The sequence below is a fragment of the Thiosulfatihalobacter marinus genome (assembly GCF_016019955.1).
GTDB lineage: Bacteria > Pseudomonadota > Alphaproteobacteria > Rhodobacterales > Rhodobacteraceae > Shimia > Shimia marinus_A.
Map to the genome: position 1 here is coordinate 1 of NZ_JAECRZ010000016.1, position 20,889 is coordinate 20,889.

Genomic DNA, 20,889 nt, shown 5'->3' on the forward strand with positions numbered 1-20,889 from the left:
AAATTGGCGGCATGAAAACCAACCCGGATACACCTTAGATCAGCCGCTGAGCTGTCCGAAAAACCGGGACCACTTCATGATAGCCATTTGCCCAAATACCTTCGGAGATGAAGCGATCCAACTGATCCTCGCCATCCCACTGAGCACCTACAAACCAGTACGGACGGTCATTCTTAACTTCAGGCATGAATTTCCTCTTTTTTATTCAGTGGGCGCTAACGGCTGTTTGCCAAGAGGTTCTGACGTAACCGAAAGACGATCATAAACTTAAGCCAAACACTTTTAGACAGGAGCCGCAATCATCGGAGCCGCCGACCAACTCAGATTTCCCGCGCGAACCAGCGGATGCGACCGATGATGTGGATTTCTTCGGCGCTGCGCTCATAGGGACTGTAGAAGCCGTTGTCCGAGATCACCCGCACGGCAGGTGGATCGCTGTTCGGGATGTGCTCGAGCCGCTTGGCCACCAACCCAATGCCGTCATCCAGCACGAAGATCCCGGGCGGGTTCGGCGCGCGGCGGGTCATGTCGACCAGCACCGTGTCGCCGTCTAGCAGGGTCGGTGCCATGCTGTCGCCCTCCACATGCATGATCCGCAGCTGCGACGGGCTGGCCTTGAGGCTGCCCTTTATCCAGGACCGGCGGAAGTGGTATGCGCGGCCGGGTGTGTCGTGATCCTCGGTCACCACCGCACCCCCGCCCATCGACGGACGCGGGCTGGCATGTGCGATCGCAACGAAGGTTTCATCCGGGTTCTCGATGAAGGGCGGCTCGCCTTCGACCTCGCCGATGCCGTGGATCAGCCATTCCCTCTCGACCTTCAGAACGCGGGCGACCTCCGCCAGCTTGTCGATGCCGGGCCGCGCTGAGCGACCGCGCAGGATGTCGTAGACGAAGGAGCGATTGACCCCGGCCATCTCTGCGACATGGGCGGGGCTGAGCCCGAGTTGTTGAGCGCGAGCGCGGAGGCGGTCTGAGAGCGTGTGGTGCTCGGTCATGTTTTCCCCAGAGAGCTGTGGATCAAATAGGATAAAATAGGATTGATCCGAGGGCGTCAAGGATTTAGAACAAAACCTAAACATTCAATGGCGGGAATCGGGGGTCGGATGGAGATCGAGAAGGCGTACTTTACTCTGCCGGAGATCCTCGGTCGCTGGTCCATCTCCGAGGCCGACCTGATCTATCTGGCGGAGAACGACAAGCTGCGGCTGTCGGTGCGTGTCTTCGGCGTGCCCTTGGAACTGGGCGACTACGAGCAGACCCATGAGGGCGAGCACTTTCGGGTTCCGACCGAGCAGAGCTATTACAACGGCTTGCTCGAACTGCATGCGCGGGACGTTTTTCAGCTGTTTCGTGCTGCCGAGTTGACAGTGAGCGACTTCCGCACGCCCGGGTCAGACTATGCGTCGATCTGGGGTGATCGCGATGGCGTGCCTCTGAGCATTGAGGATTTGCTGCTAAGGCGCGAGGAACGTGATCGTTTTGAAGCGGAGACCGGGTTCTCCGGCGCAGAGGCCGGACCGCAGTTGCCAATCTTCAGCGCATCGTCTGACTATCACGAGGTGCGTTGCGGCGGGCACCAGTTTCGTCTGGGCCCGATCCAGGCGCAGGTTGTCCGTGCGCTGCATGAGGCTGCGCGGCGTGGCGAGGCCTGGCAGAGTGGCAAGGCGATCCTGTCGGCTGCGGGCTCCAAGAGCCTGAAGATGTCCGACGTGTTCAAATCCCAGAAGCAGTGGCGGTCGCTGATCGAATCGAACGGTCGCGGCAACTATCGTCTGAACTGCGACTGATTCCGACTCATCCTGTTCCGGCGCGCGTGTCCCTCCGGCTCCACAGTGGGATGCGCTGGGGGATGAGAGTGGGATGGCAATCCCCCGCCAGAGCGTTCGCCGTTGAGTTGCATAGCTCAAACTGATCCCCCTCCGCATCCCACTTCGATCCTGACGACATCCCACAGCAGGATTTCGCATCTTCCTCCCAACGCAGCGAGCGACAGGAGACGAAGATGCAGCTCAAACACCTCAATCAGAAAGAACTGGCCCGGCGCTGGAACATCTCGCACCGCACGCTGGAGCGGTGGCGGTGGGCCGGTGAAGGCCCGCAATTCATGAAGCTGGGCGGCCGTGTGGTTTACCGCATGGAGGATATTATCGCGTTCGAGCAGGACCAGCTGCGCCACGGCACCGGCGCGGATGCCCGTGCGGGTGCCGCATGATGGTCCGGCTTGATGATTTCGCGGCCGACCGGGTGGTGCCGTTCTGCGCCGCTGGCGGTCTGGACGAGGTCGGTCTCTGCGCTTGGATCGCGCAGGCCGAGCCCGGCGAGACGCTGATCTATCACCGCGGGTTTCTGGCGGTCGATGCCACGGCCGTCTTGTCGAAGCTGCCTGCGGACCGTCAGCGGGCCTTGCGCCAGGTCGCGGCCGCCGCCCTTCGCGCGGCCGAGCAGAACCTCGTCCATCTCGTCCAGGCGCGGATCGGCCCCGACCACTTCGCCTACATCGCCGTCGCCCGGCCTAAACCCCGATCCAGCGGTGCCGCCCTGTCGGTCCGCCTGCTCGAGGCCGCGTGATGCCCGCATTCCAATCCCTTTTCACCGATCACGGAAACCCTTTCATGCCATTCCCCGAGAACACCCCCACGCCCGACGATCTGCCGTCCCTTAGTGCAGCGGAAATCGCGGCGCTACCGGCCGAGTTGCTGGCAATCCTGCAGCGCGAGATCGACGAGCGCCTTAAGCGCGACAAGGCGGCCAAGACCCGCTTCGATGCTGGACTGGCCGTTCGCTACGCCACTCGCGCTACCGAGGAACGCCAAGCCGCAGGCAAAGACACCGGCACTGTCCGGTTCGACGACGGCGATTTCACCGTGGTCGCTGATCTGCCGAAGCGGGTGGATTGGGATCAGGACCGACTGGCCGATATGGTCTCGCGGATCCGCGATGCCGGGGACGATCCCGCGGAATATGTCGATCTATCCTACAAGGTTCCCGAGCGCAAATACGTCGCCTGGCCTGAAGCGATCCGCGCCGGTTTCGAGCCCGCGCGCACAGTGCGGCCCGGCACGCTGAAGGTCGAGATCCTCGCGCAGGAGGCCGACCAGTGAGCCTTCCCATCATCAGCGCCGATCAAAGGCTTGCCGAGCCGCGCGGGATCAAGGGCTGCATCTTCGGGAAATCCGGCATTGGGAAAACCTCGCTGCTCTGGACGCTCGATCCTGATCGCACCTTGTTCATAGATCTCGAAGCGGGCGATCTTGCCATTGAAGGCTGGGCGGGCGACAGCATCCGGCCGCGCATCTGGACGGAATGCCGGGATTTTGCGGTGTTCATCGGCGGGCCCAACCCGGCTTTGCGCGATGAGCAGCCCTATAGCCCGGCGCATTATGCCGCCGTCTGCGAGCGCTTCGGCGATCCGGCAGCCCTAGACCGTTACGACACCATCTTCGTCGACTCGATCACGGTCGCCGGGCGGCTGTGCTTCGGCTGGTGCAAGGGCCAGCCCGAAGCGCTATCGGAGAAGACCGGCAAGCCGGATGTGCGCGGGGCCTACAGTCTGCACGGGCGCGAGATGATCGGCTGGCTCACCCATCTCCAGCACACGCGCGCCAAGAGCGTCTGGTTCGTCGGGATCCTCGACGAGAAGCTCGACGACTTCAATCGCAAGGTGTTCCAGCCGCAGATCGACGGCTCGAAGACCGGGTTGGAGCTGCCGGGGATCGTCGACGAGGTGATCACCATGGCGGAGTTGAAGGCCGATGGCGGCGATCCCTATCGCGCCTTCGTCTGCCAGACGATCAACCCCTGGGGCTTCCCGGCCAAGGACCGCTCCGGTCGGCTGGCTCAGGTCGAGGAGCCTCACCTCGGCCACCTGATGGCGAAGATCCGAACGCCTGCCGCCCCCGTGACAGATCGCCTGACCTACGCCCCGCCACCCGCCGAACCGGCGGCGCCCGACCAATCCCAACCGCAATCCTGATCAGAAAAGGAGGTTCCCCATGGGTTCCTGGAACAATTTTAACGACGCGCAGAGCAACACCAACCTTATCCCCAAGGGCACGCTGGCCAAGGTGCGCCTGACCATCCGTCCCGGCGGTTTCGACGACGCCTCACAGGGCTGGACCGGCGGCTACGCCACGCGCGGATCGACTGGCGCGGTATATCTCAACGGTGAGTTCACCGTGACCGAGGGTCCGTATGCCCGGCGCAAGATCTTCACCCTGATCGGGCTCTACAGCCCCAAGGGGCCGGACTGGACCAACATGGGTCGCAGCCTGGTGCGCGGCATGCTCAACTCGGCGCGGGGGATTTCCGACAAAGACATGTCGGCGGAGGCGCAGGCAGCGCGGCGCATCAGCGGCTTTGCCGATCTTGACGGGATCGAGTTCATCGCCCGCATCGATGTCGGCACCGACGCCAGCGGCGACGACAAGAACGAGATCCGCAGCGCGGTCACGCCCGATCATCGCGACTATGCGCAGGTCATGGGGGCGGCGCCGTCGCTGGGTCAACAGTCGCCAGCTGCCAATAGCGCACCCGTGTCGCAATCCGCCGCCGCACCTGTGCCGGGTCGCCCGGCATGGGCGCAGTAAGGGGCTGCGCCATGCGCCTTCGTCCGCGCCAGAGTCTTTTCGTGGAGCGCAGCCTCGCTGCGCTCTGCGATCACGGCAACACGCTCAGCATCGCCTCGACCGGCTTCGGCAAGACGATCGCGCTGTCCACAGTGGTCGCGGGCTCCATTGAGGGCAGCGAGGCCAAGGCCTGCATTCTCGCCCATCGCGACGAGCTGACGTCGCAGAACCGCACCAAGTTCGGCCGGGTCGCGCCTGAGATTACCACTTCGGTGGTCGATGCCGGGAGCAAGGACTGGGCCGGTCAGGCGACCTTCGCCATGGTGCCAACGCTGACGCGTCCCGGCAATCTGGCCGCAATGCCCGCTCTTGATCTGCTGGTGATCGACGAAGCGCACCACGCGGTCGCCGACAGCTATCGCCGGATCATCGACCACGCGCGCAGCGCCAATCCCGACTGCCGGATCTTCGGCGTCACTGCCACGCCGAACCGGGGTGACCGCAAAGGCCTGCGCGAGATTTTCGACAATGTGGGCGACCAGGTCCGGCTGGGTGAGCTGATCGCCTCGGGCCATCTCGTCCCGCCTCGCACCTTCATCATCGACGTCGGCGTGCAGGATCAGTTGCGCGCGTTCCGCAAGACCGCCTCGGATTTCGACATGAACGAGGTGGCGGGCATCATGAACCGCGCCCCGGTCACCGACGAGGTGATCCGGCATTGGCGCGAGAAGGCCAGCGATCGTCCCACGGTCGTCTTCTGCTCCAACGTTGCTCATGCCGAGAACGTCGCCGCAGCGTTCAACGACGCGGACATCGCGACGGCCGTCGTCCATGGCGACTTGGACGGGGCGACCCGGCGCAGGATCCTCGCCGCCTATGCCTCGGGCGAGATCCGGGTGATCGTTAACGTCGCCGTGCTCACGGAAGGCTGGGACAACCCGCCGACCTCTTGTGTCGTGCTGCTGCGACCCTCGTCCTACAAATCCACCATGATCCAGATGATCGGCCGCGGTCTGCGCACTGTCGATCCGGAGGAATATCCAGGCGTCGTCAAGGCCGACTGCATCGTGCTGGATTTCGGGACGTCGAGCCTGACCCACGGCACGCTGGAACAGGATGTCGACCTGGACGGCCGCGATCCGGTGCCCGGTCCAGCCCCGAGCAAGACTTGCCCTGAATGTGAGGCGGAGATCCCGCTCAACGTCACCGAATGCCCATTCTGCGGAGCGGACCTGTCGCAGGAAGGCTCGGCCCCGATCGACAGTTTCATCATGTCCGAGATTGATCTGCTAAAACGCTCCAGTTTCGCATGGGTCGACCTCTTCGATGATGATGCGGCCCTGATGGCCAACGGGTTCAACGCCTGGGGCGGCGTCTTCTTCCTTGAGGGCCGCTGGCACGCTGTCGGCGGCGGCAAAGGTCAGGCGTCCCGGCTGCTTGGCGTGGGCGAACGTACGGTTTGTCTCGCGCAGGCCGATGACTGGCTCAACACCCATGAAACGGACGAGAGCGCATTCAAATCGAAGGGATGGCTGAAACAGGCCGCGACCGAGAAGCAGCTGCAATATCTGCCGACGGAATTTCGCAGCGACTATGGCCTCACCCGTTATCGCGCCTCGGCGCTGATGACCTTCAAATTCAACAAGCGCGATATTCGACAGTTGGTCGGCCGGGCTGCTCCATCCCTCGGTAGGGCCGCGTGAGCCATGTCGCGCAAATCCCATCCCCGGCCGAACCGGCTTCGGATCGACCGAGCATTGATCGCTTCTGGCATCCGCGCCCGCTGCTCTGTGGCGTCTGCACATCCCGCGCACAGGGTTTTGGCTGGTTCGATCCCCACCGGCCGCGCCCGCACCGTACCCGCCGCTGGTTCTGCTCAATGGGCTGCCAGGCGGCTTTCACTCTCAAAGCTCGGAAAGGATTGAGCATGGTCGATTTTACAGAAGAGGAAACGCAGGCGCTGCCCGCCGTGATGCGCGCACTCGGCCCCGAGATGGAACGGATCGGCTGGGACCGGTCGCTGGGCCAGCTGACCCAGAACGACATGCACCGTCTGATCGTGATCACGGTCGAGGCGTTCCGTGCCGAAATGGCCGAGGTTGCAGCCCAGTCGGAGATCCCGTTCTGATGCTGGATTTCAATCACCGCGCATCCACGGCCGAGCGGATCAACGCATTGGTCGACGCAGCCCTCATCGCTGAGCGCGAGGCCACGCCACCCCGGACCTATCTCGGCGCGTCCCGCTTGGGGCATGCCTGCGAACGCGCGCTGCAATTCGAGTTTGTCGGCGCGCCCAAGGATGAGGGGGCTGATTTCAGCGGCCAGACGCTGCGGATCTTCGCGATTGGTCATCAGCTCGAAGACCTGGCGATCCGCTGGCTGCGCGCGGCCGGGATCGATCTGGTGACCCAAAAACGCGATGGCGGCCAGTTCGGCTTCTCCGTCGCGGGTGGTCGTGTCCGGGGCCATGTCGACGGGATTATCGCCGATGCCCCGGCAGCGCTCGGCATGCGCGCCCCTGCGCTCTGGGAATGCAAAACGATGAACGCGAAGAACTGGCGCGCCTGCGTCAAGGATGGGGTGACTGTCTCCAAACCCGTCTATGCCGCCCAGATCGCGATCTACCAGGCCTACATGGAACCTTCGGTGCCGGGGATATCGACGGCTCCTGCGCTGTTTACGGCGATCAACAAGGACACGGCCGAGCTGCACCACGAGCTCGTCCCCTTCGATGCCGATCTCGCGCAGCGCATGTCCGACCGCGCCGTTCGAATCCTGCAGGCGACCGACGCGGGCGAGTTGCTGCCGCGCATCGCCGCCAATCGCGATTTCTTCGAATGCCGGTTCTGCGCCCACGCCGAGCGGTGTTGGAGCCTGGCTGCATGACCGACGAACCCACCGATCCATCAGACCCCAACCAGGACACACCCATGCGCGACGACACAACTCCAGATATGCCGACGGAAAACGTCGTCCATTTCAATCCCTGGCGCGACTTCAACGACGCGGCCCCGCAAATCGACGTGTTCGGCGACGAGCCGGACCCTGCGCAGATCGCGCAGTTCATGCAGGTGGTCTTTGGCTATTGCGACGAACTGGTCCCGGTCCGCAGTTTCATCGACAAGGGTCAAGGCATCGATGGCCGCCCGCACAACATCTGGCTCGAGGCGGATCAGGCCGCGCCCGAAAAGATGGCAACCTTCGCCACATGGGCGTCGCGGGAGGGTGCGGCGGTCTATGTGATCCCCGGCACAGTGGCCGCATCCGGCCAGGCCAAGGCCGCCGAGATCTTGCAGATGCAAACCGTGGTCGTCGACCTCGACACCGGCGACATTGCCGCAAAGCGTGCCCATCTCGAGCGCCATCTCGGTGCGCCAACCATGGTTGTGGAGAGCGGTGGCGTGACACCCGAAGGGCAGCGGAAAGCGCACGTCTGGTGGGCGCTGACCGAGCCCGCCGAGGGAGATGACATTCGACGCGTCTGCCGACTGCGCGGTGACATTGCCGCCAAGGTCGGTGGGGACATGCATTTCCGCTCCGCCCACCAGCCGATCCGGGTCGCAGGTTCGGTCTATTACAAGAACAGTCTGAAAACGCAGGTGCGTATTGTCGAGGTGAACGCCGGCCTGGAACGCGATCTGGCCGAGTTCATCGAAGCAGTCGCCGACATGCCGCCCGCGCCGGGCATCTCGCTGCAACCCGAGTTCACGCACTCCGACAAACCCGACACGGACGATGTGCTGGTGACCCCGGTGCGCGAGGGCGCGCAGGACGACTGGTCCCGCTTCGAGGGCGCATCTGCTGCGATCGGGCATTTCATCCGCATGGTCCACGAGGGCCGGATGACAAAAGACGAGGGCTGGGAAGGCATCTGCGGCTACAACGCCGCGATGCTGCGCCCGCAATGGCCGGTTGAACGGCTCAAGCGCGAGTCCGAGCGGCTCTGGGAACGCCATGTCGTGAAATACGGGCCGCCGCTGATCCGACTGGATTCCGGCGCACCGGGGCCGGTAGAAATGCCAGCATTCACGCTCGGCGCACTTCTGGACGACCAGAGTCTGATGCCTGAGGACATCATCGCACCGCGGGTGCTGACGCCGGGCGGGCTGCTGGTGCTGGGTGGCGCGCCCAAGGTGGGCAAAAGCGATCTGCTGATCTCCTGGCTTGTCCACATGGCCGCCGGTGTGCCGTTTCTCGGCTTCACGCCGCCACGCCCACTGCGGATTTTCTATCTGCAGGCCGAGATCCAGTATCATTATCTGCGGGAACGGTTGAAGCAGATCGCCCTGCCGCCAGAGGTGCTGGTTGCCGCGCGCGACACCTTCGTCGCCACGCCAAAGCTGAAGATGCTGCTCGACGACGAGGGCAGCGTGCGAGTGGCCCGCGCCGTGCAGACGGCCTTCCCGTATGCGCCAGTGGACATCCTCTGCGTCGACCCGATCCGGAACCTCTTTGACGGCGGGCCCGATGGCGGCGGCGAGAATGACAACACCGCCATGATGTTCTTCCTGAAAGAACGGGTGGAGGTGCTGCGCGATCATATCGACCCCGACTGCGGGGTCATCCTGATCCATCACACCAAGAAGCTCAGCAAGCAGCAGGTGAAGGACGATCCTTTCCTCGCGTTCTCCGGCGCCAGCGCGCTGCGCGGGTTCTATACCTCCGGCCTGATCCTGCATCGGCCGGACGAGGATTGCTCGCAGCGCAAACTGGAGATCGAGCTGCGCAATGGACCCGCGCTGCCGCCCAAGGTGATCGATAAAGTTGGCGGCCAATGGGTCGAGATCAACCCGATGAACGAGCGCCTCGTCCGCCAGGAAGTCGGCGCGAAGCATGACGCCGAACGGGATCGCAAGCGCGATGTGATCCTGTCGATCCTGATCGACGAGGCGGCTGAGGGCAAACTCTACACCTCCACCCAGTTCCGCGAGGCGTTCGAAAATCAGCGCGGCCTCGGGAGCCAGTTCACCATCCGCGACCGCATCAACGTGCTGGCCACCAAAGGCGACATCCGCTTCCTGCGGGACGGCACAAAATTCGGCCACTCAGTGGTCCGGTCGCGCTTCGGCTACCTCTGTGCCGAAGGTATGGTGTTCGGCCGCAAGGGCCGGATCGATCCGGAGACCGGAGAGGTCTTGGACAGCGTCATTCCGGTCGTCCCAAGCCACTACAAATCGCCCTCCAACGGGCAGTGCATGGACCTCGCAGACCCCTCCGATTGGTCGATCTGGGAGGATGAAAATGCCTGATTTTGGCTTGTACGTCCTCTGTTCGACCTCAGGACAAACATGTTCGACCTCCGCCGTTGTTCGTCCTCAATCCAATGAACTCAATCACTTGGAGCCAAAAGAGGTCGAACAAGTTCGTCCTCTTGTACGTCCTCTGCACGTCCTCGAAACCCAAATGAATTCAGCACCTTACGCTGATTAAAGGACGAACAATGAAAGCCCCCATACTACGTATGGGGAGGCCAACCGGCAGGTTTGGCCTCTCTTCCCATACGTCGAGGGGTATCCGCGCGCACGGGCTCTGACGCTCCCTGCACATCCCGATCCGACGACGGCGGCCCGTGCCGCCAAGCACATGACCGCCGTCGTCTTCCACCCCCGCAGCCAACCCGAAAAGGAGACCACGATGGCTGAAGCGACTCTGACCACCAGGATGCGGGAGGCAATCCCCGATCTGCCGCCTGCTTTCCGCGCCGACCGCACATTGCTTGCGCTCGATCTCGGTACGACGACAGGCTGGGCCCTGCATGGATCCGACGGGCTGATCACCAGCGGCACCGTGTCCTTCCGTCCCGGCCGCTTTGACGGCGGCGGCATGCGCTACCTGCGCTTCAGCAACTGGCTGGGCGAGTTGGACCGGCTGTCCGGGCCCATCGCCGCCATCTGGTTCGAGGAAGTCCGCCGCCACGCGGGCACCGACGCAGCCCATGTCTATGGAGGTCTGATGGCCACCCTGACCGCATGGGCCGAGTTGCGCGGCGTGCCCTACGAGGGCGTGCCCGTCGGCACCATCAAGCGGTTCGCCACCGGCAAGGGCAACGCCAACAAGGAGGCCATGATCGCCGCTGCCCGGTCGCGCGGGTTCAGCCCAGCTGACGACAATGAGGCCGATGCTATCGCGATCCTGTTCTGGGCGCTGGAAGCCATGGGGGGGATGCAATGAACGGAATGCGGTTTGTGCCCAAGGGCTATGGCGGGCATCGCCGCTGCCCCGAAGATGTGAAGCGGGATGGCTGGCAGGAGCAAGGCCTGCTGGCCGTGGCCATCGACGACCACCGCCTGACCTGGCCGGAACGGGAGTTGGTTCGGCAACTCGGTGAAAAGCTATACGGGCAGTGCCCACGAGTTCGGGAGGTGTCGCAATGACGGACTGGACACCTGACCTGGTGGAAGAACGGCTGGCCGAGGCTGCCTTCGTCCTGAAGCGACTGCCTGAACCGCGCAGGCAGGGGTATTTCAGCACATGGCCCGAGATGGTCTACAGCTTCGCCGACAAGGTGGGCCAGGAGCCGAAGCCCATGCGCGTGTTGCCCTCGCCGCAGGCGATCAGCCGGATGGAGGAGACGCTGACCTGGACCGCCTGCCTCGAACCCATCGACGGCAAGATCGTCTGGATGAAGGCGCACGGCGAACGCTGGAAGGAGATCTGCTGGGTGGTCGGTTTGCAGCGCTCTGCCGCCCACCAGCACTGGCAATTCGGAATTTCTGTCATCGCGCTGACCCTCAATAGGCGACGGTTCAACCGCAACATGTCGAAGCGCCGCGTGATCGAACTGGCCGCTGGCGCGTAAGCGCTCGCAGCCACTAGGAAAGTGTCCGGCGGACAGTTTTCGATGAGACAGAAAGCCCGGATGAGGGTTAGAAAAGGGATATACTCGGGAGAGGCGCGCGCGGGACGGCCCGCGCCGCTGGACCCCGGGGTCCAGAAAGGGATCCAGCCGGGGTCCAATCCGCTAACCCACTGAATTCTTGGTTTCTTCTGGGCCACTTTCGTATACGGGCGGGCGAAGCGCGCAATATCGCTAGCGACAGGGCCGGTTTTTTGGGAAGCCACCCCGCGCAGGCATCCACCCGCGATCCGCTGAAAAACACAACAAAACAAACTCTTGGAACCGGACGCGTCCGGTGGCCGCTGGACCCCTCGCGGAGTCCAGGCTGGTTGCCGGTGTCCGGAGTCCACCCGATTGAGGCGAACCGACCCGCATGACCCTGAGCTTTGCCCCGGACGCGATCGAGACCTGGCCGCTGGCCAAGCTCCAGCCCTATGCAAAAAACGCGAAGGCGCATGGCGCGGACCAAGTCACGAAGATCGCTGCTAGCATGGCGGAGTTCGGCTGGACCGTGCCTTGCCTGGTTGCCGACGACGGCGAGCTGATCGCGGGCCATGGCCGGGTGCTGGCCGCCACGCAGCTTGGGTTGACCGATGCGCCGGTGATCGTGCTGGGGCATCTGACCGACGCGCAACGCCGGGCCTATCGCATCGCTGACAACAAGCTGACGGAACTCGGGACCTGGGATGAGGCGCTGCTGTCGGCCGAACTGAACGACCTGCTGGCTGAGGACTACGACCTGTCACTCATTGGCTTCGATGACGCTGAACTCGAGGCGCTGTTGGCCGGAGATGTCGATCCTGAGGCCGCGTCCCGAGAGGGCGAGGATGATGTTCCGGAGGCCCCCGAGACCCCGATAAGCCGTCCCGGCGACCTCTGGGTTCTGGGCAAGCATCGGTTGCTCTGCGGTGACGCGACCGTTGCCACCGATGTCGAGCGTTTGCTCGGCGATGTGAAGCCGCTCCTGATGGTGACCGATCCGCCCTATGGCGTCGAATACGATCCGGGCTGGCGAAACAAGGCAGGCGCTGCCGCCACCAAGCGCACCGGCAAGGTGCTGAATGACGACCGCGCTGACTGGCGCGAGGCCTGGGGGCTGTTCCCCGGCGATGTCGCCTATGTCTGGCACGGCGCGCTGCATGCGACGACCGTTGCCGACAGCCTCGAGGCCTCCGGCTTCAACATCCGCTCGCAAATCATCTGGGCCAAGGATCGCCTCGTGTTGAGCCGCGGTGATTATCACTGGCAGCACGAGCCCTGCCTCTATGCTGTGAAGAAGACCGGCAAGGGCCATTGGGCGGGTGACCGCAAGCAAACCACGCTCTGGCAGATCGCCAACAAGGATCAGGACGCGGAGACGGTTCACGGGACCCAGAAGCCCGTCGAATGCATGCGCCGTCCGATCCTGAACAATTCCAGCCCGGGCCAGGCGGTCTACGAGCCCTTCATGGGGTCCGGCACCACGCTGATCGCGGGCGAGACCACCGGTCGCGTGTGCCTCGGGATCGAACTCAATCCGGCCTATGTCGATGTCGCCATTCAGAGGTGGCAGCAGTTCACCGGCCAGTCGGCCCTGCTGGACGGGACCGGCGACACCTTCGCTGATCTGACGGCCAACCCGCGCTGAGGCGATGCATGACCTGGCTTTACCTTCCTCCGGAGACGCTTCCGGAGCCACAGACGCGTGCCTCTTCGGCCTCTCGCTCTGTTCCGGCGCAGGCGGGCTCGACCTCGGGCTCACCATTGCCATCCCCGGATATCGAACTGTGGGCCATGTCGAACGGGAAACCTACGCCGCGGCCATCCTCGTGGCACGGATGGAAGAGACGGCCCTGGATCCAGCGCCTGTCTGGGACGATGTTGCCAGCTTCGACGGCCGCCCGTGGCGCGGTGCGGTGGACATCGTTACTGCGGGATATCCGTGCCAGCCGTTCTCTGTCGCGGGCAAGCGCCGGGGTGCCGACGACCCGCGCCACCTCTGGCCGCATGTCGCGCGGATCATCAACGAGGTCGAGCCGCCCTTCGTCTTCCTCGAGAATGTCGCCCATCATCTCCGCCTCGGCTTCCCCGAAGTCGCCAGCGGACTGGTCTGCATGGGCTACCGCCTTGCGGCGGGCCTCTTTACAGCGGCGGAAGTCGGCGCGCCCCACAAGCGCGAACGCCTGTTCATCCTCGCCATTCGCGAAGGCGACGACTTGGCCGACCCCACGCGCCTGCTCTGGGACTCGTTCGAGTGGCGGAAACCGGACGGAGATGCTGCGCCTCTGGCCGACGCCGAGAGCCAGCGCCAACGAGAACCGGCAGACGAAACCGACGCCCTCACAAGAAGCGGGCAAGCACGGGATGAACCTGGCGACCTCGGCCGCGATGTGGCCGACCCCGCAGACCGACAGCTTCCGCAGCCGGGGCGGAACCCGGAAACACGAGAAGGGTCTGGATGGGATGGCGCGGGAATGGCCGACGCCGATGGCGACGGACGGGAACAAACCGAGCGCGGGCAACCGCAAGACAGCGGATCTGACCCATGCCAGCCAGATGTGGATGACACCGACCGCGCGCGATCACAAGGATGGGGCGACGACACTGGCGAACACGCCGGTGAACGGCCTGCTTGGCCGCCAGGTCCTGGTGACGCCGATGGCTGGGAGCAATACCTTCGAGCAGCGCCGGACCTTGAACCCGCTGTTCGTCGAGGCGCTGATGGGCGGGCCCACCGGGTGGACCGGCTTCGGCTCTGTGGCAACGGCGTGGTCCCCTTGGTTGCAGCGCATGCGCTGCGAACTCTCGCGGCTCAATTGCTGGCCGATGGATGAGGCAGTGGTATGAAGCAGTCGCGCCTCATGTCGCTGGTGGAGTCCGTTGCCAATGTGGTTGTGGGATACGGCGTCGCCGTGGTCACGCAGATCCTGATCTTCCCGATCTTCGGGTTGCACACGACGCTGGCGCAGAACCTGAAAATGGGGGCTGTGTTCACCGTGGTGAGCATCGCCCGATCCTTCGCATTGCGGAGGGTTTTCGAGGCGATCCGCATGCGAGCAGCAAAAAAAAGCTCTCCTCATACGAGTTCACAACATGAAGCGAGGCACGATCCATTCTGAATAGCCATTTGACGCAGTGTTGAACTCTTCAACTAGGACGTCCCGTTCCGGACCAGGGATTTTGTCCAACTCACCTTGGATTGCGGCAGCATGATCGTTGCGGCAAGTCCATGCGCCAATAATTTGGTCGGCCGAAACGGATCCAATAATCTGAACTTCCGCATCGGGATCTGTTGGTAAGAAAGACGGGATGACGGTTTCTGCGCGATATGCCTGTCCCTTGAAGCGAGTGGGAGCCATTTCGTCTGAAAACATCTGCTCGAAAGCCCATGGGCCGCCAAGGAACCCACGGTGATTGAGCATTTCACGGGTAGCGGCGTTCCGAAAACAGAAACGGCAGTTGTGCGTCCAGAGTATACTTGGGTCTATGAAGAGCATGACCCACTCAGCTTGCTTGGAATCACGCGACTTGGCGGAGAAGATTTTTTGACTGGCACCGGAGATGCTGAATGACACCGCCTGATCACTTGCATCCAAGCGATGTTGTGCACCGGTGTAGGCTGCAAACTCCGCGGGGTAGAGCATTTCTCGAGGCAGAATACCGTGCTGGACGATGTTGGACAGGTTCCTTGTCAAAGTGAAATGAAGCAGAAAGCGGATATCTCTGTGCCGTGCTGCATTCCTGATGCGCTGTGATACTGTTGCTCGAGATGACAATTTTTGCAGTCCTGTTTGTCTTCATTATTTGTAGGGCAGCTTTTCACCGGTCCCCAACGCCTGTTCTCGGCGACTCTTTCAGCAAGTATGAATAGCAGCAAGATACCACCGCCCCAAAGGGACGGCGGCAATCAGTTTGTTGAGGCCGTGAGCGTCAGGCGGCGGGCAGTTTGTAAACGCGCCCCCGATCCTCAACCTTCTCCGAGGTCACCTCGAGCCCGAGTTTCTTCTTCAGCGCTCCTGCTATCGCCCCGCGCACCGTGTGCGACTGCCAGTTCGTCGCGGCCATGATCTCCTCGATGGTTGCGCCTTCCGGCGCGCGCAGCATGACGATCAGCGTGGCCTGCTTGGTGCCCTCGCGCGGAGTGCGCGTCGTGGGCGCGGGTTTGGCCTCGCTGGCTGTGTTCGGCGTGGGCTCCTCAGTCGGAGCGTCCGTCGCGCCCACAGGCGGGGCGTTCCCGCCCTCCGGCTCGATGCCGATGGCGGCGAGTCCGGCGTCGGTCGCGACCAGCGAGGTGCCATGGCCGTCACCGGTTTCGTGCCAAAGGAGTTCGCCGTTGCGCAAGTTGGCGTCGACCTCTTCGAGGTAGCCCTTCGCGATCATCGCGCTGACCACCTTGGCGGCGGCCCCGCCGCGTAGGCTGTCGGGCAGCGGCAGGGCAACGCGGTCCTCGTTCTGGGCCGCGCGGGACAGGATGATCGTTTGCGTGTCGGAAAGCTTGGTCATGGGGTCGTCTCCGTTTTCGGACCGCGACCGTCGCGGTCTTCTACGACCCCAAGCCGCGCAGTTCGCGCGGCCGGAGTTTGGGCGACGGCCCGAGGTCAGATCAGCCCGAGGTCCCGCAGGAGTGCTGCGGCGTCAGGAAGTCGGTCGGTCGCAACATTGATGGCGATTGTCATGCTGTCGGCGGTGAGGCGCGCCCGAACGTTGGCTTCCTCGCGGAGCGATGCTTCGATCTCGTCGAGGATCGCCGGGATGCGGCTCGTGTCCCAAGGCTCGTTGAGGCCGCGAATGGCGATGCGGATGGTGCTGGTTTCCATGGCGTTTGCTCCGTTCATTCCGCGTGCTCGCCTTCGCTGAAGGCGCTGTCGGTGATGCGCTTCAGGAGGCTCGCGTAATGCTCAAGGGTGCCGACATCGCCCCAGTTGATCTCGTCGGGGTGGGCGTTGAAATGCTCGTCGCTGAGGCTTGCCAAGCGGGCGAGCATCTCGTCGATCTCGGCTTTCTTGCCCATGAAGGCGTTGAGCGCTGCTTCCTTGTTCCGCGCAACCTTCTCAGCGCGCAGTTGGTGGCGGGGTGTGGTGACCGAGTTCGGGCGGGTCATCGCGGTGGCTCCGTTGTGAGTTGCATCGTTTTCGTAGGATCACGTTCGCTCTGGCTGGGAGGCTTATCAACTACATAAGTACATGACTTTGAATGATAATCGGAGCGTTTCATGGAGGGTCTGAGCGAGCGCCAATACGCCGCCCGCGTTGGCCTTTCACGCGGGGCGATCCAGAAGGCCAAGGCGACGGGGCGGTTGGTTCTGCACGGCGATGGCAGCATCGACGCGGCGGCCAGCGATGCCCTGCGCGCCGAGGCGACCGACCCGTCCAAGACCCGCAAGCCGCCGCAGTCGAAGCTCAAACCTGTTCCGGAGGCGGCGGTCTCCGCCGTGGGAGAAACCCTGCGCGAACAGGGTCTGGCGGCACCGCCAATCGGTACCGGCACCACGTTTCTGCAGGCCAAGACGGCCAATGAAGTGCTGAAGGCGCAGGAACGCCGCCTCCGGCTACAGAAGCTGAAAGGCGAATTGATCGAACGGGCCCGCGCGCTGTCGTTGGTCTTTCGGCTGGCGCGGCAGGAGCGCGACGTCTGGGTCAATTGGCCCGCGCGGGCGGCGGCGCTGATGGCGGCTGATCTGGGCGTCGAGCCCGCCGCAATGCAGAAGGTTCTGGAGAAACATGTCCGTGCCCAGCTCGACGAACTTGCCGAGGTCAAACCCGATCTCCGGTGATGCGGACGATATGATGGTCTTCGACGGCGCTGCAGAAATCCTGCGCGCCTGGGGTGCGGGCCTCACGCCGGATGCGGACCTGACCGTTTCGGAATGGGCGGATCGTCACCGGATGCTCTCGGGCCGCGCTTCGGCCGAACCCGGGCGGTATCGCACAGCACGCACGCCCTACATGGGCGAGATCATGGACCGGCTGTCGCCCGGCGATCCGACACAAAGGATCGTGTTCATGAAGGCCGCGCAGGTCGGTGCGACCGAAGCGGGCAACAACTGGATCGGCTTTGCGATCCACCAAGCACCGGGGCCAATGCTCGCGGTCCAGCCGACGGTGGAACTGGCCAAGCGAAACTCGCGGCAGCGGATCGATCCGCTGATCGACGAAAGCCCGGAGCTGCGGGAGCGGGTGAAGCCCGCCCGGTCGCGCGACGCGGGCAACACGATGCTGTCGAAGGAGTTCGCGGGCGGCATCCTGATCCTGACGGGCGCGAACTCGGCGGTCGGCCTGCGCTCCACACCGGCGCGGTACATCTTCCTCGACGAGGTCGACGCCTATCCGGCCTCGGCCGACGAGGAAGGCGACCCGGTCACGCTGGCCGAGGCCCGGTCGCTGACCTTCGCCCACCGGCGCAAGGTGCTACTGGTCTCGACACCGACAATTCGGGGGATGAGCCGGATCGAACGGGACTATGAGGCCAGCGATCAGCGCCGGTTCTTTGTGCCCTGTCCGCATTGCGGCGCGATGCAGTGGCTGAAATTCGAACGGCTGCGCTGGGAAAAAGGGCAACCAGAAACAGCGGAATATCACTGCGAGGGCTGCGACACGCCCATCGCGGAGCATCACAAGACGGTGATGCTGGAATCTGGCGAATGGCGGGCGACCGCTACGGCAGCAGATCCGACCACGGTCGGGTATCACCTTTCAGCGCTTTATTCGCCGATCGGCTGGCTGAGCTGGGAGCAGATCGTGCGGGCTTGGGACGCGGCGCAGGGGTCGGACGAGGCGATCAAGGCGTTCCGCAACACCATCCTCGGCGAGACCTGGGTCGAGACCGGGGAAGCGCCCGACTGGCAGCGGCTCTACGACCGGCGTGAGCGCTGGACATCCGGCACGGTGCCCGCGGGCGGGCTGTTCCTGACCGCAGGAGCCGACGTGCAGAAGGACCGGATCGAGGTCGATGTCTGGGCCTGGGGGCGTGGGCTGGAAAGCTGGCTTGTCGATCACATTGTCATCGAGGGCGGGCCCGACCGGCATGAGGCGTGGGGCGACCTGACCGGGTTGCTCGGTCGAACCTGGCCGCATGAGCGTGGCGCACACTTGAAGATCGCGCGACTTGCCATCGATACCGGCTACGAGGCCCCAGCGGTCTATAGCTGGTCGCGGGCCCAAGGGTTCGCACAGGTGGCCCCTGTAAAAGGTATCGAAGGGTTCAACCGCGCAAGCCCGGTGTCTGGGCCGACTTTCGTGGACGCGACCGAGGGCGGGAAACGCCTGCGCCGGGGCGCACGGCTCTGGACCGTGGCGGTGTCGACCTTCAAGGCCGAGACCTATCGCTTCCTGCGGCTCGAACGGCCGACCGAGGAGGACATGGCCGCCGGGGCGGCGTTCTCACCAGGCACGGTCCACCTGCCGCATTGGGTCGAAAACGAATGGCTGAAGCAGTTCGTCGCCGAGCAGCTGGTCACGGTGCGGACCAAACGCGGCTTCGCGCGGCTGGAATGGCAGAAACTACGCGAGCGCAACGAGGCGCTGGATTGCCGGGTCTACGCGCGCGCCGCCGCCTAGATCGCGGGCGCGGATCGCTGGACCGATGAGAAATGGCGCGATCTCGAGGATCAGCTCGGGGTCGCCGACGCCTCTGCGGATCCCGCGGGGCAGATCAACAGGCAAGCGCAGGCTTCACAGGGCAAACGCCAATCCGACTGGCTCGGACGGCGTGGAGGATGGTTTTGATGACCGATTGGACAGAAACCGAGCTGTCGGCCCTGCGCCGCGCTTATGCCAGCGGCACGACCCGGGTCAGCTATGACGGCAAGTCTGTCGACTATGGCTCGGCCGAAGATCTTCTGGCCCGGATTCGCACCATCGAACGCGCTATCGCCGGGACGGCAAGACCACTGCCGATCGCCGGCCTCGCGAGCTTCTCGCGTGGAGACCGCTGATGTCGGCGAACTGGTTTGACCACGCCATAGCCTCGGTGGCACCGCGCACGGCGGCCCGTCGAGTCCTTGCCAGGCAAGCCTTCGAAACCCTGACGCGGGGATATGACGGTGCCGCAAAGGGGCGGCGCACCGAAGGCTGGCGCACGCCAGGAACTTCCGCCGACACTGAGGTCGGCGTGGCCAGGGCGCTCTTGAGGGACCGGATGCGCGATCTGGTGCGCAACAACCCGCATGCGGCAAAGGCCGTGGCAGTGCTGGTGAACAACATTGTTGGTGCGGGCATCATGCCCCGGGCGGCCAGCGGTAACGACAAGCTGGACCGCAAGGTCGATGCACTCTTCGCACGATGGTCAGATACGGCTGACGCCGACGGCCAGCTCGACTTCTACGGGCTGCAAACGCTGATCTGCCGCGAGATGGTCGAAGCGGGCGAAGTGCTGGTGCGTCGTCGCCTGCGTCGATCCTCGGACGGTCTGTCGGTGCCGCTCCAATTGCAGGTGCTGGAGGCCGACTTTCTGGATGCCACGAAATCCGGCGCGGTCGGTGCTGGTCGCCTCGTCCAGGGGATCGAGTTCGACCCGGTCGGCAAGCGCCGGGCCTATTGGCTACACGCCGAACACCCCGGTGACGCTTATGGCGCATTTCAGAACGGCCTGCAGAGCCGCCCAATCCCGGCGACTGAGATCGCCCATGTTTATGAGAAACAGCGCACGCAGGCACGCGGCGTTCCCTGGGGCGCGCCAGTCATCCGCAGCTTGCGCGATCTCGACGACTACGAGGTGGCCGAACTGGTCCGCAAGAAGACCGAGGCCTGCGTTACCGCCATCGTCTTTGGAGATGATGAGGCGCAGCAGGGTATCGCGCCCTCCGTGGTCGACGCCGACGGCAACCGGGTCGAGCAGTTCGAGCCGGGGCTGATCGCCTATGCGCGGGGCGGCAAGGATATCCGCTTTAACCAGCCCTCGGCAACGGGCGGCTACGGCGAGTACAAGCGGGCCAGCCTGCAAACGATCTCGGCCGGGTTCCGGATGCCCTACGAATTGCTGACCGGGGATCTCAGCCAGGTGAACTATTCCTCGATCCGCGCCGGACTTGTGGAGTTCCGACGGCAGATCGACGCAGTGCAGTGGCAGCTTTTCATCCCGATGTTCTGTGCACCAGTCTGGCGCTGGTTCACCGAGGCCGCATGGGCGGCGGGCCAGATCCCGACGCCGGACGTGCCCGTCGAATGGTCGCCGCCGAAGTTCGAGGCGGTCGATCCGCAAAAGGACGCAATGGCCAACCTGCTGTCGATCCGATCCGGCACCATGACGCTGGCCGAGGTAATCGCCCGGCAGGGGCGCAACCCTGACGCCGTGCTGACGGAAATCGCTGCCACAAATGCCAAACTCGATGCGCTTGGGCTGGTGCTCGACAGTGATCCGCGCCGCGTCACCAAGACCGGCAGCGCCCAGACAAGCGATCCGGCGAACGATCCCGCCGACGACGGGCCGACCAATGACCCGGCCGACGATGATCCAAACGCCGACGCGGAAACCGACTCGGCGCAGGCCGACCAACAGGACTGACCC

Annotated in this window: 25 protein-coding genes and 2 pseudogenes; 21 read left to right on the top strand and 6 right to left on the bottom strand. The window is 64.0% G+C overall.

The features are described from left to right. Nucleotides 1-34: 34 nt before the first annotated feature. Nucleotides 35-187: a hypothetical protein gene (locus tag I3253_RS17270; RefSeq protein ID WP_197919070.1), complete on the bottom strand. Its 153-nt coding sequence runs from the start codon at nt 185-187 to the stop codon at nt 35-37. 133 nt (nt 188-320) lie between these two features. Continuing rightward, on the bottom strand, nt 321-998 hold the full coding sequence (locus I3253_RS17275; protein WP_197919071.1) for a LexA family transcriptional regulator: 678 nt from the start codon (nt 996-998) through the stop codon (nt 321-323). A gap of 108 nt (nt 999-1,106) precedes the next feature. On the opposite strand from I3253_RS17275, the gene I3253_RS17280 reads away from it, so the two are divergent. The 17 genes and pseudogenes from I3253_RS17280 (at nt 1,107) to I3253_RS17360 (ending at nt 14,504) form a co-directional block, all read left to right on the top strand. Continuing rightward, nucleotides 1,107-1,790, top strand: a complete 684-nt coding sequence (locus tag I3253_RS17280; protein ID WP_197919140.1) for a hypothetical protein — start codon at nt 1,107-1,109, stop codon at nt 1,788-1,790. 215 nt (nt 1,791-2,005) lie between these two features. Beyond that, a complete protein-coding gene (locus I3253_RS17285) occupies nt 2,006-2,215 on the top strand; it encodes a helix-turn-helix transcriptional regulator (RefSeq protein WP_197919072.1) in 210 nt (69 codons plus the stop codon). Next, on the top strand, nt 2,212-2,571 hold the full coding sequence (locus tag I3253_RS17290) for a hypothetical protein (protein ID WP_232272185.1): 360 nt from the start codon (nt 2,212-2,214) through the stop codon (nt 2,569-2,571). The genes I3253_RS17285 and I3253_RS17290 overlap by 4 nt, the downstream gene beginning before the upstream one ends. 44 nt (nt 2,572-2,615) lie before the next feature. After that, the gene (locus I3253_RS17295; protein WP_232237183.1) at nt 2,616-3,104 is read left to right on the top strand and encodes a hypothetical protein; all 489 of its coding nucleotides are present in this window, start codon (nt 2,616-2,618) and stop codon (nt 3,102-3,104) included. Beyond that, on the top strand, nt 3,101-3,976 hold the full coding sequence (locus I3253_RS17300; RefSeq protein WP_197919075.1) for an ATP-binding protein: 876 nt from the start codon (nt 3,101-3,103) through the stop codon (nt 3,974-3,976). The genes I3253_RS17295 and I3253_RS17300 overlap by 4 nt, the downstream gene beginning before the upstream one ends. A 19-nt stretch (nt 3,977-3,995) precedes the next feature. Further along, a complete protein-coding gene (locus I3253_RS17305; RefSeq protein WP_197919076.1) occupies nt 3,996-4,589 on the top strand; it encodes a hypothetical protein in 594 nt (197 codons plus the stop codon). 11 nt (nt 4,590-4,600) lie between these two features. After that, the gene (locus I3253_RS17310) at nt 4,601-6,271 is read left to right on the top strand and encodes a DEAD/DEAH box helicase (protein WP_197919077.1); all 1,671 of its coding nucleotides are present in this window, start codon (nt 4,601-4,603) and stop codon (nt 6,269-6,271) included. Between the two features lie 224 nt (nt 6,272-6,495). After that, nucleotides 6,496-6,696 (top strand): DUF6511 domain-containing protein, encoded by a 201-nt coding sequence (locus tag I3253_RS17315; protein WP_197919078.1) that lies wholly within the window; start codon nt 6,496-6,498, stop codon nt 6,694-6,696. After that, on the top strand, nt 6,696-7,454 hold the full coding sequence (locus I3253_RS17320; RefSeq protein WP_197919079.1) for a hypothetical protein: 759 nt from the start codon (nt 6,696-6,698) through the stop codon (nt 7,452-7,454). Before I3253_RS17315 ends, I3253_RS17320 begins: the two co-directional genes overlap by 1 nt. Then, nucleotides 7,451-9,817: an AAA family ATPase gene (locus tag I3253_RS17325; RefSeq protein ID WP_197919080.1), complete on the top strand. Its 2,367-nt coding sequence runs from the start codon at nt 7,451-7,453 to the stop codon at nt 9,815-9,817. Before I3253_RS17320 ends, I3253_RS17325 begins: the two co-directional genes overlap by 4 nt. Before the next feature lie 385 nt (nt 9,818-10,202). After that, nucleotides 10,203-10,739: a crossover junction endodeoxyribonuclease RuvC gene (locus I3253_RS17330; RefSeq protein WP_456300822.1), complete on the top strand. Its 537-nt coding sequence runs from the start codon at nt 10,203-10,205 to the stop codon at nt 10,737-10,739. Continuing rightward, nucleotides 10,736-10,942, top strand: coding sequence for a hypothetical protein (locus I3253_RS17335; RefSeq protein ID WP_456300823.1), 207 nt, complete (start codon nt 10,736-10,738; stop codon nt 10,940-10,942). The genes I3253_RS17330 and I3253_RS17335 overlap by 4 nt, the downstream gene beginning before the upstream one ends. Beyond that, complete coding sequence (locus I3253_RS17340; protein WP_197919081.1) at nt 10,939-11,367, top strand: DUF6362 family protein; 429 nt, start codon at nt 10,939-10,941, stop codon at nt 11,365-11,367. Before I3253_RS17335 ends, I3253_RS17340 begins: the two co-directional genes overlap by 4 nt. Nucleotides 11,368-11,779: 412 nt before the next feature. Next, complete coding sequence (locus tag I3253_RS17345; RefSeq protein ID WP_197919082.1) at nt 11,780-13,033, top strand: site-specific DNA-methyltransferase; 1,254 nt, start codon at nt 11,780-11,782, stop codon at nt 13,031-13,033. A gap of 4 nt (nt 13,034-13,037) precedes the next feature. Further along, a pseudogene (locus tag I3253_RS17350) lies at nt 13,038-13,589 on the top strand (DNA cytosine methyltransferase); the annotation flags it as partial. 160 nt (nt 13,590-13,749) lie between these two features. After that, the gene (locus I3253_RS17355; protein ID WP_197919141.1) at nt 13,750-14,232 is read left to right on the top strand and encodes a hypothetical protein; all 483 of its coding nucleotides are present in this window, start codon (nt 13,750-13,752) and stop codon (nt 14,230-14,232) included. Then, a complete protein-coding gene (locus tag I3253_RS17360) occupies nt 14,229-14,504 on the top strand; it encodes a DUF7220 family protein (RefSeq protein WP_197919083.1) in 276 nt (91 codons plus the stop codon). The genes I3253_RS17355 and I3253_RS17360 overlap by 4 nt, the downstream gene beginning before the upstream one ends. Here I3253_RS17360 and I3253_RS17365 read toward each other — a convergent pair. From I3253_RS17365 to I3253_RS17380, 4 genes are all read right to left on the bottom strand, one after another. Further along, nucleotides 14,472-15,161, bottom strand: coding sequence for a DarT ssDNA thymidine ADP-ribosyltransferase family protein (locus I3253_RS17365; protein ID WP_197919084.1), 690 nt, complete (start codon nt 15,159-15,161; stop codon nt 14,472-14,474). The two genes, I3253_RS17360 and I3253_RS17365, sit on opposite strands and share 33 nt — an antisense overlap. 154 nt (nt 15,162-15,315) lie before the next feature. Then, the gene (locus I3253_RS17370; RefSeq protein WP_197919085.1) at nt 15,316-15,888 is read right to left on the bottom strand and encodes a DUF3489 domain-containing protein; all 573 of its coding nucleotides are present in this window, start codon (nt 15,886-15,888) and stop codon (nt 15,316-15,318) included. A gap of 95 nt (nt 15,889-15,983) precedes the next feature. Next, nucleotides 15,984-16,202 (bottom strand): hypothetical protein, encoded by a 219-nt coding sequence (locus I3253_RS17375; RefSeq protein WP_197919086.1) that lies wholly within the window; start codon nt 16,200-16,202, stop codon nt 15,984-15,986. Between the two features lie 14 nt (nt 16,203-16,216). After that, a complete protein-coding gene (locus I3253_RS17380) occupies nt 16,217-16,486 on the bottom strand; it encodes a hypothetical protein (RefSeq protein WP_197919087.1) in 270 nt (89 codons plus the stop codon). 111 nt (nt 16,487-16,597) lie between these two features. On the opposite strand from I3253_RS17380, the gene I3253_RS17385 reads away from it, so the two are divergent. From I3253_RS17385 to I3253_RS17400, 4 genes and pseudogenes are all read left to right on the top strand, one after another. Continuing rightward, nucleotides 16,598-17,158: a hypothetical protein gene (locus tag I3253_RS17385; RefSeq protein WP_197919088.1), complete on the top strand. Its 561-nt coding sequence runs from the start codon at nt 16,598-16,600 to the stop codon at nt 17,156-17,158. Beyond that, a pseudogene (locus I3253_RS17390) lies at nt 17,106-19,109 on the top strand (phage terminase large subunit family protein). Before I3253_RS17385 ends, I3253_RS17390 begins: the two are co-directional and overlap by 53 nt. Continuing rightward, a complete protein-coding gene (locus I3253_RS17395; protein ID WP_197919089.1) occupies nt 19,109-19,318 on the top strand; it encodes a phage head-tail joining protein in 210 nt (69 codons plus the stop codon). The pseudogene I3253_RS17390 and the gene I3253_RS17395 overlap by 1 nt, the downstream one beginning before the upstream one ends. Further along, nucleotides 19,318-20,886, top strand: a complete 1,569-nt coding sequence (locus I3253_RS17400) for a phage portal protein (RefSeq protein WP_197919090.1) — start codon at nt 19,318-19,320, stop codon at nt 20,884-20,886. The genes I3253_RS17395 and I3253_RS17400 overlap by 1 nt, the downstream gene beginning before the upstream one ends. Nucleotides 20,887-20,889: the final 3 nt, after the last annotated feature.

What these genes read in the sequence shown, in the direction of transcription:
- I3253_RS17340 (WP_197919081.1), top strand. Translation starts at nt 10,939, where the DNA reads ATGACGGACTGGACACCTGACCTGGTGGAAGAACGGCTGGCCGAGGCT.
- I3253_RS17290 (WP_232272185.1), top strand. Translation starts at nt 2,212, where the DNA reads ATGATGGTCCGGCTTGATGATTTCGCGGCCGACCGGGTGGTGCCGTTC.
- I3253_RS17380 (WP_197919087.1), bottom strand. Translation starts at nt 16,486, where the DNA reads ATGACCCGCCCGAACTCGGTCACCACACCCCGCCACCAACTGCGCGCT.
- I3253_RS17330 (WP_456300822.1), top strand. Translation starts at nt 10,203, where the DNA reads ATGGCTGAAGCGACTCTGACCACCAGGATGCGGGAGGCAATCCCCGAT.
- I3253_RS17375 (WP_197919086.1), bottom strand. Translation starts at nt 16,202, where the DNA reads ATGGAAACCAGCACCATCCGCATCGCCATTCGCGGCCTCAACGAGCCT.
- I3253_RS17305 (WP_197919076.1), top strand. Translation starts at nt 3,996, where the DNA reads ATGGGTTCCTGGAACAATTTTAACGACGCGCAGAGCAACACCAACCTT.
- I3253_RS17345 (WP_197919082.1), top strand. Translation starts at nt 11,780, where the DNA reads ATGACCCTGAGCTTTGCCCCGGACGCGATCGAGACCTGGCCGCTGGCC.
- I3253_RS17370 (WP_197919085.1), bottom strand. Translation starts at nt 15,888, where the DNA reads ATGACCAAGCTTTCCGACACGCAAACGATCATCCTGTCCCGCGCGGCC.
- I3253_RS17355 (WP_197919141.1), top strand. Translation starts at nt 13,750, where the DNA reads ATGAACCTGGCGACCTCGGCCGCGATGTGGCCGACCCCGCAGACCGAC.
- I3253_RS17395 (WP_197919089.1), top strand. Translation starts at nt 19,109, where the DNA reads ATGACCGATTGGACAGAAACCGAGCTGTCGGCCCTGCGCCGCGCTTAT.
- I3253_RS17385 (WP_197919088.1), top strand. Translation starts at nt 16,598, where the DNA reads ATGGAGGGTCTGAGCGAGCGCCAATACGCCGCCCGCGTTGGCCTTTCA.
- I3253_RS17360 (WP_197919083.1), top strand. Translation starts at nt 14,229, where the DNA reads ATGAAGCAGTCGCGCCTCATGTCGCTGGTGGAGTCCGTTGCCAATGTG.
- I3253_RS17335 (WP_456300823.1), top strand. Translation starts at nt 10,736, where the DNA reads ATGAACGGAATGCGGTTTGTGCCCAAGGGCTATGGCGGGCATCGCCGC.
- I3253_RS17285 (WP_197919072.1), top strand. Translation starts at nt 2,006, where the DNA reads ATGCAGCTCAAACACCTCAATCAGAAAGAACTGGCCCGGCGCTGGAAC.
- I3253_RS17320 (WP_197919079.1), top strand. Translation starts at nt 6,696, where the DNA reads ATGCTGGATTTCAATCACCGCGCATCCACGGCCGAGCGGATCAACGCA.
- I3253_RS17270 (WP_197919070.1), bottom strand. Translation starts at nt 187, where the DNA reads ATGCCTGAAGTTAAGAATGACCGTCCGTACTGGTTTGTAGGTGCTCAG.
- I3253_RS17400 (WP_197919090.1), top strand. Translation starts at nt 19,318, where the DNA reads ATGTCGGCGAACTGGTTTGACCACGCCATAGCCTCGGTGGCACCGCGC.
- I3253_RS17275 (WP_197919071.1), bottom strand. Translation starts at nt 998, where the DNA reads ATGACCGAGCACCACACGCTCTCAGACCGCCTCCGCGCTCGCGCTCAA.
- I3253_RS17315 (WP_197919078.1), top strand. Translation starts at nt 6,496, where the DNA reads ATGGTCGATTTTACAGAAGAGGAAACGCAGGCGCTGCCCGCCGTGATG.
- I3253_RS17280 (WP_197919140.1), top strand. Translation starts at nt 1,107, where the DNA reads ATGGAGATCGAGAAGGCGTACTTTACTCTGCCGGAGATCCTCGGTCGC.
- I3253_RS17310 (WP_197919077.1), top strand. Translation starts at nt 4,601, where the DNA reads ATGCGCCTTCGTCCGCGCCAGAGTCTTTTCGTGGAGCGCAGCCTCGCT.
- I3253_RS17295 (WP_232237183.1), top strand. Translation starts at nt 2,616, where the DNA reads ATGCCATTCCCCGAGAACACCCCCACGCCCGACGATCTGCCGTCCCTT.
- I3253_RS17325 (WP_197919080.1), top strand. Translation starts at nt 7,451, where the DNA reads ATGACCGACGAACCCACCGATCCATCAGACCCCAACCAGGACACACCC.